The 15,923-nt window shown below is 63.1% G+C and carries 17 protein-coding genes and 1 tRNA gene; 7 read left to right on the forward strand and 11 right to left on the reverse strand.

The features are described from left to right. A complete protein-coding gene (locus ACKTEK_RS07290) occupies positions 1-531 on the forward strand; it encodes a CinA family protein (RefSeq protein ID WP_409164567.1) in 531 nt (176 codons plus the stop codon). A 13-nt stretch (positions 532-544) separates the two neighbouring features. Here the strand turns inward: ACKTEK_RS07290 and ACKTEK_RS07295 are convergent, their stop codons facing one another. From ACKTEK_RS07295 to ACKTEK_RS07345, 11 genes are all read right to left on the reverse strand, one after another. Beyond that, positions 545-1,003, reverse strand: coding sequence for a type II toxin-antitoxin system RatA family toxin (locus tag ACKTEK_RS07295; protein ID WP_409164568.1), 459 nt, complete (start codon positions 1,001-1,003; stop codon positions 545-547). Positions 1,004-1,021: 18 nt separating this feature from the next. Continuing rightward, positions 1,022-1,984 carry a lipoyl synthase gene (gene lipA / locus ACKTEK_RS07300; RefSeq protein ID WP_409164569.1) on the reverse strand — a complete coding sequence of 321 codons (963 nt, stop codon included), beginning with the start codon at positions 1,982-1,984 and terminating at the stop codon, positions 1,022-1,024. Positions 1,985-2,010: 26 nt separating this feature from the next. Next, positions 2,011-2,259 (reverse strand): GlsB/YeaQ/YmgE family stress response membrane protein, encoded by a 249-nt coding sequence (locus ACKTEK_RS07305; protein WP_409164570.1) that lies wholly within the window; start codon positions 2,257-2,259, stop codon positions 2,011-2,013. A gap of 26 nt (positions 2,260-2,285) precedes the next feature. Beyond that, a complete protein-coding gene (locus ACKTEK_RS07310) occupies positions 2,286-2,537 on the reverse strand; it encodes a GlsB/YeaQ/YmgE family stress response membrane protein (protein WP_409164571.1) in 252 nt (83 codons plus the stop codon). A gap of 34 nt (positions 2,538-2,571) precedes the next feature. Next, on the reverse strand, positions 2,572-4,011 hold the full coding sequence (lpdA, locus tag ACKTEK_RS07315) for a dihydrolipoyl dehydrogenase (RefSeq protein ID WP_409164572.1): 1,440 nt from the start codon (positions 4,009-4,011) through the stop codon (positions 2,572-2,574). Between the two features lie 33 nt (positions 4,012-4,044). Further along, entirely contained in the window at positions 4,045-4,632 is a 588-nt protein-coding gene (locus tag ACKTEK_RS07320) for a GNAT family N-acetyltransferase (protein ID WP_409164573.1), read from the reverse strand. Between the two features lie 18 nt (positions 4,633-4,650). Continuing rightward, a complete protein-coding gene (locus ACKTEK_RS07325) occupies positions 4,651-4,890 on the reverse strand; it encodes a YdcH family protein (protein ID WP_409164574.1) in 240 nt (79 codons plus the stop codon). Positions 4,891-5,105: 215 nt separating this feature from the next. Further along, positions 5,106-6,548: a pyruvate dehydrogenase complex dihydrolipoamide acetyltransferase gene (locus ACKTEK_RS07330; protein WP_409164575.1), complete on the reverse strand. Its 1,443-nt coding sequence runs from the start codon at positions 6,546-6,548 to the stop codon at positions 5,106-5,108. 40 nt (positions 6,549-6,588) lie between these two features. After that, positions 6,589-8,028, reverse strand: coding sequence for a pyruvate dehydrogenase complex E1 component subunit beta (locus ACKTEK_RS07335; protein WP_409164576.1), 1,440 nt, complete (start codon positions 8,026-8,028; stop codon positions 6,589-6,591). A gap of 52 nt (positions 8,029-8,080) precedes the next feature. Further along, entirely contained in the window at positions 8,081-9,109 is a 1,029-nt protein-coding gene (pdhA, locus tag ACKTEK_RS07340; RefSeq protein WP_409164577.1) for a pyruvate dehydrogenase (acetyl-transferring) E1 component subunit alpha, read from the reverse strand. Between the two features lie 150 nt (positions 9,110-9,259). Continuing rightward, on the reverse strand, positions 9,260-9,559 hold the full coding sequence (locus ACKTEK_RS07345) for a hypothetical protein (protein WP_409164578.1): 300 nt from the start codon (positions 9,557-9,559) through the stop codon (positions 9,260-9,262). A gap of 126 nt (positions 9,560-9,685) precedes the next feature. On the opposite strand from ACKTEK_RS07345, the gene ACKTEK_RS07350 reads away from it, so the two are divergent. The 6 genes from ACKTEK_RS07350 (at position 9,686) to ACKTEK_RS07375 (ending at position 15,820) form a co-directional block, all read left to right on the forward strand. Then, a tRNA-Asn gene (locus ACKTEK_RS07350) sits at positions 9,686-9,761 on the forward strand. A gap of 177 nt (positions 9,762-9,938) precedes the next feature. After that, positions 9,939-11,375, forward strand: a complete 1,437-nt coding sequence (locus ACKTEK_RS07355) for a cryptochrome/photolyase family protein (RefSeq protein ID WP_409164579.1) — start codon at positions 9,939-9,941, stop codon at positions 11,373-11,375. Positions 11,376-11,471: 96 nt separating this feature from the next. Next, complete coding sequence (locus ACKTEK_RS07360) at positions 11,472-12,512, forward strand: cysteine synthase A (RefSeq protein ID WP_409164580.1); 1,041 nt, start codon at positions 11,472-11,474, stop codon at positions 12,510-12,512. Further along, positions 12,509-13,237, forward strand: a complete 729-nt coding sequence (locus ACKTEK_RS07365; protein WP_409164581.1) for an alanyl-tRNA editing protein — start codon at positions 12,509-12,511, stop codon at positions 13,235-13,237. Before ACKTEK_RS07360 ends, ACKTEK_RS07365 begins: the two co-directional genes overlap by 4 nt. Positions 13,238-13,258: 21 nt before the next feature. After that, positions 13,259-14,107, forward strand: coding sequence for a 3-mercaptopyruvate sulfurtransferase (gene sseA / locus ACKTEK_RS07370; protein WP_409164582.1), 849 nt, complete (start codon positions 13,259-13,261; stop codon positions 14,105-14,107). Positions 14,108-14,293: 186 nt separating this feature from the next. After that, positions 14,294-15,820, forward strand: coding sequence for an OmpA family protein (locus ACKTEK_RS07375; RefSeq protein WP_409164583.1), 1,527 nt, complete (start codon positions 14,294-14,296; stop codon positions 15,818-15,820). Positions 15,821-15,923 lie beyond the last annotated feature (103 nt).

Below are 15,923 nucleotides of genomic sequence, written 5' to 3' on the forward strand. Positions count from 1 at the left end.
ATGTCCGCCCACCGTCATGAACCGCTGGCGCGTGCCGTCATCCTCGCCTGCCGGCAGCGTCATCTGATGATCGCGACCGCTGAATCCTGCACCGGCGGCAAGGTGGCTGTCGCGCTCACTGATATCGCGGGCTCCTCCGACGTGGTCGAGCGGGGTTACGTAACCTACTCCAACCGCGCCAAGTCCGAGGCGCTCGGAATTCCCGAAGGCATCATCGAGCGGCATGGCGCGGTCAGCGTCGAGACGGCCTGCGCAATGGCGGAAGCAGCACGTGACCGGTCGGGGGCAGACATGGCCGTCTCCATCACCGGGATTGCCGGTCCGGGCGGCGGCACTGCGACGAAGCCGATCGGGCTGGTGCATTTCGCGTGTTCCGGCCCCGGCGACCATTTTGCCGAGCGGACGCGTGAGTTCGGAGATGTGGGTCGCTCGGAAGTGCGCGAGCTTGCGACCGAACAGGCATTGAAGATGCTGTTGCAGGCTGCGAAATCGGCCCCGGCAGGCAGCCAGGCAGCCGTTCCCACGAAGTAAGCCGGATAAAGTCCTATGCGGCCTCGCCGTAGACCTCATCGGCGCGCTTCTCGAAGGCTTCGGAGAAGTGCGAGAACGCCCTGTCGAATACGAGGCCCGCGACCGCCTCGAACGTGCGGCTCTGGAATCCGTAGACCAGCGAGAATTCGACGTTGCAGGACGTCCCGTCGATCGGGTGGAACCGCCAGTTGTTTTCCAGCCGTTTGAATGGCCCTGCGATGTTGCTGACCTCGATGGCCATCCCCGGGCGGTCAAGCATGATGCGGCTCGTGTAGGTCTCGCGGATCAGCTTGTACTTCACCGTCATGTCGGCGAAGACGATCTCGCGTCCCTCGCCGTCCGCCTTGCGGCTGCGCACCATGATGGCCGAGCACAACGGCACGAACTGCGGGTACTTCTCGACATCCGCTACGAGCGCGAACATGTCTTCGGCAGAGTGCGGGACCTGCCGCAATGTCCTGAACTGTTTCATTTCAGAAGGTGCCGCCGCTCAGGCCCTTGCCGCGCCAGCGCGGGCGGCACGCAGCTTGGCGAAGTCATCGCCCGCATGGTGCGAGGAACGCGTCAGCGGGCTGGACGAGACCAGCAGGAAGCCCTTGGCGGAGGCGACGGTCGCGAAGGACTTGAACTCCTCCGGCGTCACGAACCTGTCGACAGGGTGGTGCTTGCGGGTCGGCTGTAGGTACTGGCCGATGGTCAGGAAATCCACGTCGGCGACGCGCAGGTCATCCATCAGCTGCAGGACCTCGTTCCGCTCTTCGCCAAGCCCGACCATGATGCCGGACTTGGTGAACATCTCGCGGTCAAGCTCCTTCACCCGCTGCAGCAGGCGGATGGAATGGAAGTACCGCGCACCGGGCCGAACGGTGAGATAGAGCGAAGGCACGGTTTCAAGGTTGTGGTTGAAGACGTCCGGCTTTGCCTCGACCACCGTTTCCAGTGCGCCGGGCTTGCGCAGGAAATCGGGCGTCAGCACCTCGATCGTTGTCTTGGGGCTCGCCTCGCGGATGGCGCGGATGACGTCGGCGAAATGCTTCGCACCGCCGTCTTCCAGGTCGTCGCGGTCAACCGAGGTGATGACGACGTGTTCCAGACCGAGCTTCAGCGTCGCATCCGCCACGCGGGTCGGCTCGTCCAGGTCGAGCTTTTCGGGAAGACCCGTGCGCACGTTGCAAAAGGCACAGGCGCGCGTGCAGATCTCGCCGAGGATCATGAAGGTCGCGTGCTTCTTCGACCAGCACTCACCGATATTCGGACACCCGGCTTCCTCGCAGACCGTGACAAGGTTGTGCTCGCGCACGATCTCCATTGTCTCGCGGTAGACCGGCGAGCCTGGCGCCTTCACGCGAATCCATTCCGGCTTGCGCAGGACAGGCGTGTCTGGACGCTTCGCCTTTTCCGGGTGGCGAGGACGAATCGGCTTGCCCGATACGGTATCGACGAGCGTGACCATGTGCGGCAGTACCCCTGCGCGTCAGTTCAGGCGAGCAGCCTTGCGATAAGCACGACTATGATTGCACCGATGGTGGCGATCAGAATCTGCTCCACGAAGGCATTGCCGAAACCGAAGCTGAAATTGAACCGGTTCGCAAGCCAGCCGCCGACAAACGCACCGACGACGCCGGTCAGCAAGTATCGCAGCAGCCCCCCGCCGCCGACGATAAAGCTGGCCAGCCAGCCTGCAATCAGGCCGATGAGCAAGAAAATCAGTAGCGCTCGTGTATCCATTTGAAGGGACCCACCCCGTTCAAGTCTTAGCGCGAGCGGATCGCGCGGTAGGCGAAGATCAGCCCGCAGGCACCGATGACGGCAACGATCAGCTGGCCGATGAAGCCACCAAGCGTCGAGCCGACGACGGCCACGAGAATGAGATTGAGGACGACAGCGCCCAAGATACCGAGAAGGATGTTCGTCAGCAGCCCGTGGTCTGCCTTCATGATTTTCTCGGCGATCCATCCGGCGAGTGCGCCGATGATGATCGACATCAGAAATCCGTAACCAGCCATATTAGGTCTCCTTTGTTGCCTCTAGGTGACGCGTCTAGATATGGATCGCACGTCCGTACGCGTCCAGCGCACTTTCGTGCATCATTTCCGACAGCGTCGGGTGCGGGAAGACCGTGTGCATCAGCTCTTCTTCGGTCGTTTCCAGCGTCATGGCAACCACATAGCCCTGAATAAGTTCCGTCACCTCGGCTCCGACCATGTGCGCACCCAGCAGCTGACCTGTCTTTTCGTCGAAGATGGTCTTCACCAGTCCGTTCGGCTCGCCAAGCGCGATGGCCTTGCCGTTTCCGGTGAAGGGAAAACGCCCGACCTTCACCTTGTAGCCGGCCTCCTTGGCCTTGGCCTCCGTCAGGCCGACCGAGGCCACCTGCGGATGGCAATAGGTGCAACCGGGGATTTTTAGCTTGTCCATCGGGTGCGCATCGAGACCTGCGATCTTCTCGACGCAGATGACGCCCTCGTGCTCCGCCTTGTGGGCGAGCATCGGCGGGCCTGCGACATCGCCGATGGCGTAGATACCCTCGACATTGGTGCGGCCGTAGCCGTCGATCACCACGCAGCCGCGCTCCGTCTTCACGCCGAGGTCTTCAAGGCCGAGTTTCTCGATATTGCCGACGACACCGACGGCGGAGATCAGCTTGTCGGCCTTCAGCTCCTGCGTCTTGCCATCCTTGGTCTCGACGCTTGCGGCGACGCCCGATCCGGACTTCGTCACCTTGGCGACCTTAGCCTCGGTGAGGATCTTGATGCCCTGCTTCTCAAGCTGCTTGCGTGCAATACCGGCGATCTCGGCGTCTTCCACCGGCATGATCTGCGGCAGCAGTTCGATGACCGTCACGTCGACGCCCATGGTGTTGTAGAAGCTGGCAAACTCGATACCGATGGCACCCGAGCCCATGACCAGCAGCGATTTCGGCATCTCCTGCGGGACCATGGCTTCGAAATAGGTCCAGATCTGCTTGCCGTCCGGCTCGATGCCCGGCAGCACGCGCGGGCGCGCGCCTGTTGCAACAATGATGTGCTTGGCCTTGTAGGTGCCGGGCTCCTTGACGCCTTTCGGCACCGGGTGCTGCGGCTCCATGGCCTTCTTCTCCGGCTTGGAGACGGTCACCTCGCCGCGCTTGGCAATCTTCGCCTCGCCCCAGATCACATCGACCTTGTTCTTCTTCAGCAGGAAGCCGACGCCACCATTGAGCTGTCCGGAAACCCCGCGCGAGCGCTTGACCACGGCAGCGGCATCGAAGCCGATATCCTTGGCCGACAGGCCGTAATCCTTGGCATGCTGCATGTAGTGGTAGATCTCGGCAGAACGCAGCAGCGCCTTGGTCGGGATGCAGCCCCAGTTGAGGCAGATGCCACCCAGGTGCTCGCGCTCGACAACCGCCGTCTTCAGGCCGAGCTGTGCCGCGCGTATGGCCGTCACGTAGCCGCCCGGCCCACCGCCGATCACGATAACGTCGTAGCTGTCTGCCATGTGTCCTGCCTGCTCTCTATCGGTCCCGGCGCGTCACAGCGCCTTGGTCAGAAGTTGCCATTTGGTCGACTTGCCACGTTCGTTGAACGCAACAAAGTCGCGCTCGCCCGTCACCGCGTAGCCTTCGCGTTCATAGAGTGCGCGTGCACCGGCGTTGGAATTTTCAACAATCACCGAAAGGCCTTTGGCGCCGGCCTCGCTCGCAATCTGATCGGCCTTGCGCAGCAGTGCCGTACCGACACCCTGGCCGCGGAATTCCGCATGGGTGCCCAGCACGTTGACGTACCAAGTCGACGGCGCCATCGCTTCCAGCTCCGCCAGCGGGCGGATGAGCGGGCCGAGTTCGGCGAACTCGGACGTGTCGAAATCGTCGGGCTGCATGTAGCCGGTCAGCATGCCGGCAACGCGGCCGTCAAGTTCCGCCATGAAGGCGTTGCGCCAGGAAAATGAACCTTCGTCACGCAAAGCGCGCAAGCGACCGATCTCCAGCACCGAGTCAGGACTATCGGGACCGCGGCCCTTCTCCCAGAAATAGGCAGCAAGGCCGTGGCCCGCGATATCGACAAGCACGGCCATATCGGACGCATCAGCCTGCGTCGCGGGTCGGATCGATATGGTCATGCGTGTCAGGTCACTCCATCATGGCTGGCGCAGCATTCCCGCCAGTTCATCGACCAGCGCCAGGCGCTGCTTCTTCAGATCCTCCAGATGAAAGTCATCCGTCGGCTCGACTTCGGTCTCGGCGCGGTGAATGGCGCGGTTGACCTCGTGATACTTGCCCGCGAGTTGCGCGAAGTGCGGACTTGAGACCTTGAGCGCATGAATCTTCTCGGCGTGCTCGGGGAACTCGTCATGCAGTTCGTGGGGCGTGTGGCTCATGGGGCGTCTCCAGTGAGTGAATGGTGTCACCACCACCTTGGAACCGCCTCCTTTGCGCGCCCTTGCGCTATCGCAACTCCGGGTCTGTCTCGTCCTTTTCCAAGCCGTTTGTCTTCTGCTTCGGCTTTCGCATGTGATCCAGAAGCATCGATCCGATCATCGCCGGGATCGAGATCGCAACAAGAATATCGAGAAACGTCTCCAATTCCTGCCCGTCAAACCAGCATGGACATGGGGTTCTCGATGTAGCGCTTCACCAATCCGATGACTTCCGCCGAAAGCGCCCCGTCGAGGCAGCGATGGTCGGAGGTCAGCGTGATGCTCATGATCGTCGCAACCGCCAGCGCGCCATCCTTCACCACCGGGCGCTGCTCGCCCGCGCCAACCGCAAGGATCGAGGCGTGCGGCGGGTTGATGACGGCGGTGAAGTCTTTCACGCCGAACATGCCGAGGTTGGAAATCGCCGTGGTGCCGCCCTGGTATTCCTCGGGCTTCAGCTTCTTGTCGCGCGCACGGCCAGCAAGGTCCTTCATCTCGTTTGAAATCGTGGACAGCGACTTTTCCTCCGCCCGGCGGATGATCGGCGTGATCAGCCCGTTGCCCGGCAGCACGGTCGCGACGCCGATATCGACGTTCTTGTGGCGCACCATGGCACTCTCGGTCCACGAGACATTGGCGGCAGGCTTCGCCTTGAGCGCCATCGCCATGGCCTTGATGACCATGTCGTTGACTGAAATCTTGTACGCCGGCTTGCCATCGACGTCCGGCGCGGCCGCGTTGAGCTGTGAACGCAGGGCCAGCAGCGCATCGATCTCGCAATCGAGCGTGATGTAGAAGGCCGGCACCTGCTGGCGTGCTTCCGTCATCCGCTTGGCAATGGTCTTGCGCATCCCGTCGTGCGGGATCAACTCGTATGAGCCTTCGGCAAAGAGCTTGAGGACCTGGTCGTCCGACGGCGGCGCGGAAGAAGCCGCCTTGGCCGGCGCATCGGCCTTCTTGCCCTGTTCTGCCGCCTTGCCCGGCGCAGCTTTCGCCCCGCCCGAGCTGATCGCATCTTCCACGTCCTTCTTGACGATGCGGCCATGCGGGCCACTGCCCTTCACGGCGGACAGGTCGATGCCCTCGGCCTTGGCGATGCGGCGCGCGAGCGGCGAGGAAAAAATGCGCTCGCCCTTGTCGTCCTTCGGTGCGGGGCCTGCCTTCACGTCGTTGGGGACGGACGCGCCGCCACCGCTGGCGCGCGGCTGGGCACCGGCATCGTCCTTCTTCGCCGGTGCGGCGTTCTCGGACTTCTTCTCTGCGGCCTCTGCGGTCTTGCCTGCCTCGGCATCGGGCTTTGAATCCGCCTTGGCATCCGCTTTCGGCTTGGCCGGCGCGTCGCCACCGGACACTTCGTCCAGCGCGCTCTCGTCTTCGCCTTCTTCCAGCAGCAGCGCGATCAACTCGTTGACCTTCACCGCCTCGGTGCCTTCTTCGACGAGGATCTTGCCGACCTTTCCCTCGTCCACGGCCTCGACTTCCATCGTGGCCTTGTCGGTCTCGATCTCGGCGATCACGTCGCCGGAATTGACCTCGTCACCTTCCTTCACGTGCCACTTGGCGAGCGTGCCCTCCTCCATGGTGGGCGACAGCGCGGGCATCAGGATCTTGATGGGCATTGTTTGCTTCGCTTCCGGTTCTGGCCGACGGCCGCACGTATCAGAGGTAGAGGGTGCTCTTCACCGCCGCGACGACTTCATCGACGCTCGGCAGGGCAAGCTTTTCCAGGTTGGCAGCATAGGGCATGGGCACGTCCTTGCCGCAGACGCGGACCGGGGGCGCATCGAGCCAATCGAAGGCAAGCTCGGTGACGCGCATACCGATTTCCGCACCAACGCCGGACTGCGGCCAGCCTTCCTCGACGCTGATGACGCGGCCAGTCTTCTTCACCGACTTCACCACCGTCTCGATATCCATGGGGCGGATGGTGCGCAGGTCGATCACCTCGACCTGGATGCCGTCCTGGGCAAGTTTGTCGGCTGCCTTCATGGCGTAGGTCATGCCGATGCCGAAGGACACGATCGTCGCCGCATCACCTGACTTGACAACCTTGGCCCGCCCGATGGGGACGATCCAGTCCTCGACCTGCGGGACCGGGAAGGTCTGACCGTAGAGGATTTCGTTTTCGAGGAAGATGACCGGGTTCGGGTCGCGGATGGCGGCTTTCAGCAGGCCCTTGGCGTCGGCAGCCGTCCACGGCTGCACGACCTTGAGACCGGGAATCTGCGAATACCAGGCCGCATAGTCCTGGCTGTGTTGTGCACCGACGCGCGCAGCGGCGCCGTTCGGCCCACGGAACACGATGGGACAGCCCATCTGCCCGCCGGACATGTAAAGCGTCTTGGCGGCGGAGTTGAGGATCTGGTCGATCGCCTGCATTGCGAAATTGAAGGTCATGAACTCGACGATGGGGCGCAGGCCCGTCAGCGCCGCACCGACGCCGAGACCGGCAAAGCCATGCTCGGTGATCGGCGTATCGATGACGCGCTTGGCGCTGAATTCATCCAGCAAGCCTTGCGTGATCTTGTAGGCGCCCTGGTACTCGGCAACTTCCTCGCCCATGACGAAGACATCGCCATCGCGGCGCATTTCCTCCGCCATCGCGTCACGCAGTGCCTCGCGCACCGTCGTGTCGGCCATTTCCGTGCCTTTGGGCACTTCCGTGTCCGCCGGCGGCTCTTCGCGGGTGAGCTGCGTCTGAACGGCGGGCGCGACGGGCGCATCCTGCGTGGCGAGATCGCCAGCGCGCGAGCCGTCACTCTCCGGCTTGCTCTCGGCTTCATCGTCCTCGCTCGAGGGTTCGGCCTTCGCCTCGCCGCCGGACTTGGGCGAAGCGTCGATGTCGTCGGCGGATTCGCCCTCGCCGAGAATGACGGCGATCGGCGTGTTCACCTTCACATTCTCGGTGCCCTCGGAAATGAGGATCTTGCCGAGCGTGCCCTCATCGACCGCCTCGACCTCCATGGTCGCCTTGTCGGTCTCGATTTCGGCAATCACGTCACCGGCGGTGATCGTGTCGCCTTCGGATTTCACCCACTTGGCAAGCGTGCCCTCCTCCATGGTCGGGGACAGGGCTGGCATCAGGACTTCAGTCGGCATCTTGTTCGTTTCCTCGCATGACGCGCGGTTTCAGCGCCGCGCACTGGGGCGCTCAGGCGTAGACGTCAGTCCACAGTTCCGACGGATCGGGCTCGGGGCTCGACTGGGCGAAATCGGCGGCTTCGGCCACGGTCTCGCGGATCTTCTTGTCGATGGACTTCAGCTCGTCCTCGGACATGGAATGCTGGTCCAGCAGCCGCTTCTTCACCTGCTCGATGGGGTCATGCTCCTGACGCATCTTCTGCACCTCTTCCTTGGAGCGGTACTTCGCCGGATCGGACATGGAGTGGCCGCGATAGCGGTAGGTCAGCATTTCGAGAATGAACGGGCCCTTGCCGGAGCGCGCGTGTTCGATGGCGCGCTTCGCGGCGTCCTCGACGGCGCGCACGTCCATGCCGTCGACCTGCTCGCCGGGAATGTCGAAGGACGCGCCGCGCTGGGACAGGTCCGTGGTGGACGAGGCACGGTTGATGCTCGTGCCCATGCCGTACTTGTTGTTTTCGATGACGTAGACGACCGGCAGGCTCCAGAGCTTGGCCATGTTGAAGCTCTCGTAGACCTGGCCCTGGTTGATGGCACCATCGCCGAGATAGGTCAGCGAGACCTTGCCGTCTTCCCGGTACTTGTTGGCGAAGGCGAGACCCGTGCCGAGCGACACCTGCGCACCGACGATACCATGGCCGCCGTAGAAACCCTTTTCCACGGAGAACATGTGCATCGAGCCGCCCTTGCCCTTGGAATAGCCGCCCTCGCGACCGGTCAGCTCGGCCATCACGCCGCGTGATTCCATGCCCGTGGCCAGCATGTGGCCGTGGTCCCGGTAGCTTGTGATGACCTGGTCACCGTCCATCATCGCGAGCTGGACGCCGACGACAACCGCTTCCTGGCCGATATAGAGATGGCAGAAACCGCCGATCAGGCCCATGCCGTACATCTGGCCCGCCTTCTCCTCGAAGCGGCGGATCAGCAGCATCATGCGGTAGGCTTCGAGTTCCTGATCCTTGCTCAGTTCCAGCTTGGCGGAACCCGACGGCTTTTTCGCCGTGCTCTTGCGTGATGCGGTCTTCGGCCTTGAAGCCATGGAGCCCCTCTCCCTGCATCGCCGGGCCGTGGCGGCCGGCTGTCGTTTCTGCCCGCACTGCGGGTGCGACGAAATTCATACACGATTGCAGGGCGGCATGCACTAAGTAATTGTGCGCAAACACATTTCCGGGATTTAACCGAAATCTTGTTAATTGCGAAATCCGGCTTTAATTTTTCGCAATGCACCCACGACTTTTACCTCCACCCTGCGCCGCCATCTGCGTAGCGTTGCACTGTCGCTCGAAAGAACAATGACACCGAGCGGGAGCATCCACAATCCCAGAACCGGCAGGAACCAGAGCAGCCCGCCGAGGATCAGCGCGATGCCCAGCGCCGTCCGCGCGAGGCGCGTCGCCGGCAGCGCAACCTTGAAGCGCCCGAAGCCGACTTTCCTGCGATCACCGGTCCGGCAGCGCGCCGCGTCTTGCTCGTCGGTCTGGGTGGTCAAGCGCCCTCCTCGCCCGCCGGTTGGCAGGCGTCTTTCGGAGTCGTTCAACTTGGTGATGGGAAACGCGTCTGAAAAGGTTTGCAAACGCAAATGTCTCTGCTATTACCGCGGCCCTGAATTGCGCTTTCCCCGGTAGCTCAGTTGGTAGAGCAAGCGGCTGTTAACCGCTTTGTCGCTGGTTCGAGTCCGGCCCGGGGAGCCAATTCAAGCAACAAGGCACGATCCGTCCGCGGATCGTGCTTTTTTCTTTTGTGGTCTGCCGATTTCGGGCGTGCCGCCGGAAGAACGGATTTGCAACACGCGGCGTTCATCCAATCGTGCCGGCACTGCGTAGTGTCTGCGAACCCGTTTGAACTGCCCGCGAAAGACCACCTTCCCCATGCCTGATGCCCCTGCAATCGCCTGGCTGCGCAATGACCTGCGCCTTGAGGACAATCCCGCGCTCGCCGAAGCCGCAAGGGCCGAAGGCGGTGTCGTCGTGGTCTATATCCTTGATGAGGAAAGCGAGGGACTGCGGGCCAAGGGCAGCGCATCCCGGTGGTGGCTGCATCACAGCCTCGCCAGGCTGTCGGGGGCCATTGCCGACAAGGGCGGCCGCCTCGTGCTGCGCAGCGGCAACGCGCTGAATCACCTGCTCGACATCGCCAACAAGACCGGCGCCGAGGACATTCACTGGAATCGGCGTTACGGGCCGGGCGAGTTCGACGTCGACACGCAGATCAAGGACACGCTCAAGGAGCGCGACCTGAACCCCGTCAGCCACCCCGGCAACCTGCTGGTGGAGCCGTGGGAGGTGAAGACGCAGGAGGGCAATCCATACAAGGTTTTCACACCGTTCTGGCGCTCGGCGCGCGAACATGGCTGGCGCGACACGCTGCATGCCGCCCCGCGCGAGATGAAGGACGCATCCGGCGATCTCGGCAGCGACGATCTGGATGACTGGAAACTGCTCCCCACCACCCCGAACTGGGCAGAGAACTTCTCTGAACGCTGGCAACCGGGGGAAGACGGCGCACGCGGACGCCTGCGCGATTTCATCGACAGCGAGCTGGACGGCTACGGCAAGATGCGCGACCGGCCCGACAAGGACCACACGTCGCGGCTGTCCGCCCACCTGCATCACGGCGAGATCAGCCCGCACACCATCGTGCGCGCGGTGAACCACGCGGTCGACAAGGGCGATGTGCCGGAGAACGATGCCGCGAAGTTTCTCTCCGAAATCGGCTGGCGGGAGTTCTCCCACAACCTGCTCTATAACTTTCCGAAAATCCTGAAGGACAACCTGCAGGAGAAGTTCGACAATTTCCCGTGGGAGAAGAACGATAAGGCGCTGACCGCCTGGCAGCGCGGGCGCACCGGGTACCCGATCGTCGATGCCGGGATGCGCGAGCTCTGGCGTGATGGAATCATCCACAACCGCATCCGCATGGTCGTCGCGTCCTTCCTCATCAAGGACCTGCTGATCGACTGGCGCACGGGCGAGGACTGGTTCTGGGACACGCTGCTGGATGCCGACCTCGCCAACAACACGGCAAGCTGGCAGTGGGTCGCCGGCAGCGGCGCGGACGCTGCGCCCTATTTCCGCGTGTTCAATCCGGTTCTGCAGGGCGAAAAATTCGATCCCAAGGGGGATTACGTGCGCCGCCACGTGCCGGAACTGGCGGACATGCCGGACAAGTACATCCATAAGCCGTGGAAGGCGCCGAAGGACGTGCTGGAAAAGGCAAGCGTGACGCTCGGTGATACGTATCCCGAGCCGATTGTCGATCATGGCGAGGCGCGCGACCGCGCGCTCAAGATTTTCGAGGATCTCTAGGCCAATAGTCTGTTTGCAACGGCGCGCGTGGTGTTGCCGCCCTATCTTTGCGCGGATACCCTCTCCGCCCGAATTTCAGGAAGCGCCGAACATCCCATGAAGATTGCCAACGATATCGTCGAAACCATCGGAAACACGCCGCTCATCAAGCTGCGGCGCGCCTCCGAGGAGACCGGCTGCACCATTCTCGGCAAGGCCGAATTCATGAATCCCGGCCAGTCGGTGAAGGATCGTCCGGCCCGGCAGATGATCCTCGAAGCGGAAGCACGCGGCGACCTGAAGCCTGGCGGGCTCATCGTGGAAGGCACTGCGGGAAATACCGGCATCGGCATATCGCTTGTTGCGCGTGCGCGCGGCTATCGCAGCGTGATCGTCATGCCCGACACGCAGAGCCAGGAAAAGAAGGACACGTTGCGGCTGGCGGGCGCGGAACTGGTGGAGGTTCCGGCTCTTCCTTACTCGAACCCGAACAACTACCAGCACGTGGCGCGCCGAACGGCGGAGAAGCTTGCAGAAAGCGAGCCGAATGGCGTGTTGTTCGCCGACCAATGGAACAACCTCGACAATCGCAAAGCCCACTACGTCACGACCGGCCCGGAAATCTGGGATCAGACCGCTGGCAAGGTCGACGGCTTCGTCTGCGCGGTCGGGACCGGCGGCACGCTGGCCGGCATCTCGACCTACCTCAAGGAGCAGAACGGCAACGTCCGCATCGCCTGCGCCGACCCGGAAGGTGCCGCGATGTATTCGCTGTTCACCACCGGCGAGGCTGTCGCCAGCGACGGCGGGTCCGTGGCCGAAGGCATCGGCCTCGGGCGCAATACACCGGTGATCGACGGCATTCCGGTCGATACCGCCTACCTTGTGCCGGATGAGGAGGCGATTCCGCTGCTGTTCACGCTCGCGGAAGAGGAAGGTCTGCTTCTGGGCGGCTCCAGCGCGATCAATCTCGCCGGGGCCTACCGCCTGGCACGCGAACTTGGCCCCGGGCACACCATTGTCACCATCCTGTGCGATCACGGCTCGCGCTACCAGTCCAAGCTCTACAACCCGGACTTCCTGCGCTCCAAGGACCTACCCGTTCCCGCGTGGCTTGAGGCGGGTTCGTCCGTCAGCCCGGAGTTCGTCGACGAATGAGCGACCCTGCCGAGCCACTGTTCAGCCGCAATGCCTACGCGCGATCGTTCGACGCGCGCGTTGTCGCCATCAACGAACGCGGCGGCATCCTCCTCGATGACACCGCCTTCTACGCGACCAGCGGCGGCCAACCGGGCGACACCGGGTCCCTGACGCTTGATGATGGCCGGCAGATCATCATCGCCAAAACGGTGAAGGGCGAAGTGCCGGGCGAGATCGTCCACGTACCGGCGGACGGTGCCGACCTGCCGCGTGTCGGTGATAGCGTTCGCGGCGAGATCGACTGGGCGCGGCGGCACAACCTGATGAAGATGCACACGGCGTGTCACCTTCTGTCGGTTGCCTGCCCCTTCCCCATCACCGGCGCATCCGTCGGTGAAACCGAGTCGCGCGTCGATTTCGACATGCCGGGCGATCCGCCCTTGAAGGACGACCTCAACGCTGCGCTTGCCGAGATGATTGCAGGCTCCCATCCCGTCACCACGAACTGGATCAGCGAAGCCGACCTGGAAGCGAACCCGGGGCTTGTAAAGTCGAAGAACGTGCGCCCGCCGCGCGGGGCCGGCCGCATCCGGCTCGTGCTGATCGGTGAGGACGGAGTCGTCGACAGTCAGCCCTGCGGCGGCACCCATGTTGCTGACACGTCCGAAATCGGCACATTGATCGTCAAGAAAATCGAGAAAAAAGGCCGCGAAAACAGGCGTATCCGCATCGCGCTTGCCTGATCCTGGAGGGGAACGACCACAATGAGCGACAATCGCGACAAGTATCTGGTTTCGACTGATTGGCTGGCCGACCACATGGATGCGCCGGATATTCTCGTCATCGACGGAAGCTGGCACCTGCCGCCGACCGGCCGCGATGGACGCGCAGAATACAACGAAGCCCATATTCCGGGCGCGATCTTCTTCGACATCGACGACATCTCGGATGACGCCTCCGACCTGCCGCACATGCTGCCGCGCCCGGAGAAGTTCGCCTCGCGGATGCGCGCGCTCGGGATCGGCGATGGTCAGAAGATCATCGTCTACGACCAAGCCGGCCTGTTTTCAGCTCCGCGCGTGTGGTGGATGTTCCATGCCATGGGCCATCAGGACGTTGCGATTCTTGATGGCGGGTTGCCGAAGTGGATGGCCGAAGACCGTCCCGTGACCGACGAACTTCCGAAGGTCCGGCATAGCCATTTCAGCGCGCGCCGCAACGCGGGCATGGTGGTGGATGCCGATGAGGTCGCTGCGCGGCCGGACCATGTCCAGCTTCTCGATGCCCGCCCAGCCAATCGGTTTGCCGGCGAAGCGGATGAACCCCGCCCCGGATTGCGCAAGGGCCACGTGCCCGGTGCCTGCAACCTGCCCTTCGGCAATCTTCTCAACGAAGACAAAACCTTGAAGGGCAATGACGAGCTGAAGCGCGCGTTTGCCGATGCGGGGCTCGACCTGTCCCGCCCGGTAATGACCATGTGTGGTTCCGGCGTAACGGCGGCCATTCTTTCCCTCGCTCTGGAAATCACCGGCAATAAGCCGGCTGGCCTCTACGATGGCTCGTGGGCCGAATGGGGCGGCGACGCCTCACGGGACATCCAGACAGGAGCCTGAGAGCGCGGAACCTTTCTCGGACCTTGGTGTTGATCTGACCTGAATTCATTCAGGCGGGGCGATGGATTTTGAGGAAACCGCGCAAGAAAGCGTCGTTCAGGTGAGGTTCAGCCGGACTTTGCCATGTTGGTCATCGAGGCAACGACCATCGCTTAACTGCACACTCCCCCAACCAAGGTGCAACCAATGAAATACACCACATCCAAACTGGTCATTGCCACGGCGGTTTTCGCCTCGGCGAGCCTCGCCGTTCCGGCATTTGCCCAGGATGGCAAGGTCGAGACTCCCGAGCAGAATTACGTGGAGCCCTCGGACCGCCAGGCACAGAATCAGCAGGAAGCCGCTGAAGAGGCGCTTCGCCATCAGCAGGCCGCCGAGGAAGCTGCCAAGCAGCAGGCTGCAGAGGCTGCCGCACAGCAGCAGGCCGCAGAAGCCGCTGCACAGCAGCAGGCCGCCGAGCAGCAGAAGGCCGCAGAAGCCGCAGCTCAGCAGCAGGCCGCAGAAGCCGCTGCACAGCAGCAGGCCGCAGAAGCCGCAGCTCAGCAGCAGGCTGCCGAGCAGCAGAAGGCCGCAGAAGCCGCAGCTCAGCAGCAGGAAGCCACGCCGCAGCAGGCGACGGAAGAAGCTCCCCGCCGTCAGCGTCGCGAGGCCAATCAGGATCAGCAGCAGCAGGAGGGCACGCAGCAGCTCCAGCAGGCTCCTGAACAGCAGGCCGAGGACGGCGATCGCCGCCGTCGCGGTGACGACGACCAGCAGCGTGCCCGCCGCGGTGATGATGACCGCCGTGGTGACGACAGCCAGCGCGCACGCCGTGGTGGCGACGACCGCGACTTCGACCGTCGTGCAGGACGTCGCCGCAACGACGACGGCAATCTCGTCGTCGATCTCGGCATTCCCGGCATCAGCGGCCGCGTGATCATCAATGAAGATGGCGACGTGCGCGTCCGCGCCGACGATGACCGCCGCTTTGGCCGTGACCGGAACGACCGTCGCACCGTCGACCTGCCGAACGGTCGGACCCGCACCGTGGTCGAGCGCCCGAACGGCGTTCGCATCATTACCGTGCGTGACCGTCGCGGCAACATCATCCGCCGTGTGCGTGAGGCGCCGAATGGGCGCACTGTCGTGCTGATCGATCAGGAACGTTTTGGCGAACGTCGACGTCCGGTTCGTCGTGATCCCATCCGCCTGACCATCCCGCAGGATGAATACATCGTGGATAGCCGTCGCGCCAATCGCCGTGTGATCTCGCAGACCCTTCAGGCTCCGCCTGTCGTCGAAATCGAACGCGATTACTCGCTGGAAGAGATCCGCAACGAGCCGACGGTGCGTGCAACACTGCGCCGCGTCGACCTGAGCACGATCACCTTCGAGACCGGTTCGGCCACGATCAGCCGCTCGCAGATCGATGCGCTTGACGGGATCGGCTTCGCGATGTCCGAGATCATCAAGGAAAATCCAGAAGAGATCTTCCTGATCGAGGGTCACACGGACGCCGTTGGTGACAACGTCTCCAACCTGGCGCTGTCGGACGCCCGCGCCGAGTCCGTCGCCATCGCTCTGTCGGAATATTATGACGTTCCGCCGGAAAACATCGTGACCCAGGGCTATGGCGAAAGCGATCTCAAGATCGAGACTGAACGCGCAGAGCGTCAGAACCGCCGTGTCGCGGTGCGCCGCATCACGCCGCTGATGCAGCAGAGCAGCCGCTAACAGTCATTGCTAAATTGCGACGCAAAAAGAAAGCCGCGGACGGCGACGTCCGCGGCTTTTGCTTACGTGAGCAGCATTGAAGGCGACGGGCGCCTGGCGCCCT

This window comes from Tepidamorphus sp. 3E244, from assembly GCF_046159835.1.
Taxonomy (GTDB): Bacteria; Pseudomonadota; Alphaproteobacteria; order Rhizobiales; family Tepidamorphaceae; genus JACKJK01.

Bases quoted from the DNA above. Each gene is read 5' to 3' on its own strand.
- ACKTEK_RS07295 (WP_409164568.1), bottom strand. From the start codon at position 1,003: ATGAAACAGTTCAGGACATTGCGGCAGGTCCCGCACTCTGCCGAAGAC.
- ACKTEK_RS07360 (WP_409164580.1), top strand. From the start codon at position 11,472: ATGAAGATTGCCAACGATATCGTCGAAACCATCGGAAACACGCCGCTC.
- ACKTEK_RS07320 (WP_409164573.1), bottom strand. From the start codon at position 4,632: ATGACCATATCGATCCGACCCGCGACGCAGGCTGATGCGTCCGATATG.
- ACKTEK_RS07305 (WP_409164570.1), bottom strand. From the start codon at position 2,259: ATGGATACACGAGCGCTACTGATTTTCTTGCTCATCGGCCTGATTGCA.
- ACKTEK_RS07355 (WP_409164579.1), top strand. From the start codon at position 9,939: ATGCCTGATGCCCCTGCAATCGCCTGGCTGCGCAATGACCTGCGCCTT.
- ACKTEK_RS07375 (WP_409164583.1), top strand. From the start codon at position 14,294: ATGAAATACACCACATCCAAACTGGTCATTGCCACGGCGGTTTTCGCC.
- ACKTEK_RS07290 (WP_409164567.1), top strand. From the start codon at position 1: ATGTCCGCCCACCGTCATGAACCGCTGGCGCGTGCCGTCATCCTCGCC.
- pdhA (WP_409164577.1), bottom strand. From the start codon at position 9,109: ATGGCTTCAAGGCCGAAGACCGCATCACGCAAGAGCACGGCGAAAAAG.
- ACKTEK_RS07310 (WP_409164571.1), bottom strand. From the start codon at position 2,537: ATGGCTGGTTACGGATTTCTGATGTCGATCATCATCGGCGCACTCGCC.
- ACKTEK_RS07325 (WP_409164574.1), bottom strand. From the start codon at position 4,890: ATGAGCCACACGCCCCACGAACTGCATGACGAGTTCCCCGAGCACGCC.
- ACKTEK_RS07335 (WP_409164576.1), bottom strand. From the start codon at position 8,028: ATGCCGACTGAAGTCCTGATGCCAGCCCTGTCCCCGACCATGGAGGAG.
- lpdA (WP_409164572.1), bottom strand. From the start codon at position 4,011: ATGGCAGACAGCTACGACGTTATCGTGATCGGCGGTGGGCCGGGCGGC.
- ACKTEK_RS07330 (WP_409164575.1), bottom strand. From the start codon at position 6,548: ATGCCCATCAAGATCCTGATGCCCGCGCTGTCGCCCACCATGGAGGAG.
- sseA (WP_409164582.1), top strand. From the start codon at position 13,259: ATGAGCGACAATCGCGACAAGTATCTGGTTTCGACTGATTGGCTGGCC.
- ACKTEK_RS07365 (WP_409164581.1), top strand. From the start codon at position 12,509: ATGAGCGACCCTGCCGAGCCACTGTTCAGCCGCAATGCCTACGCGCGA.
- lipA (WP_409164569.1), bottom strand. From the start codon at position 1,984: ATGGTCACGCTCGTCGATACCGTATCGGGCAAGCCGATTCGTCCTCGC.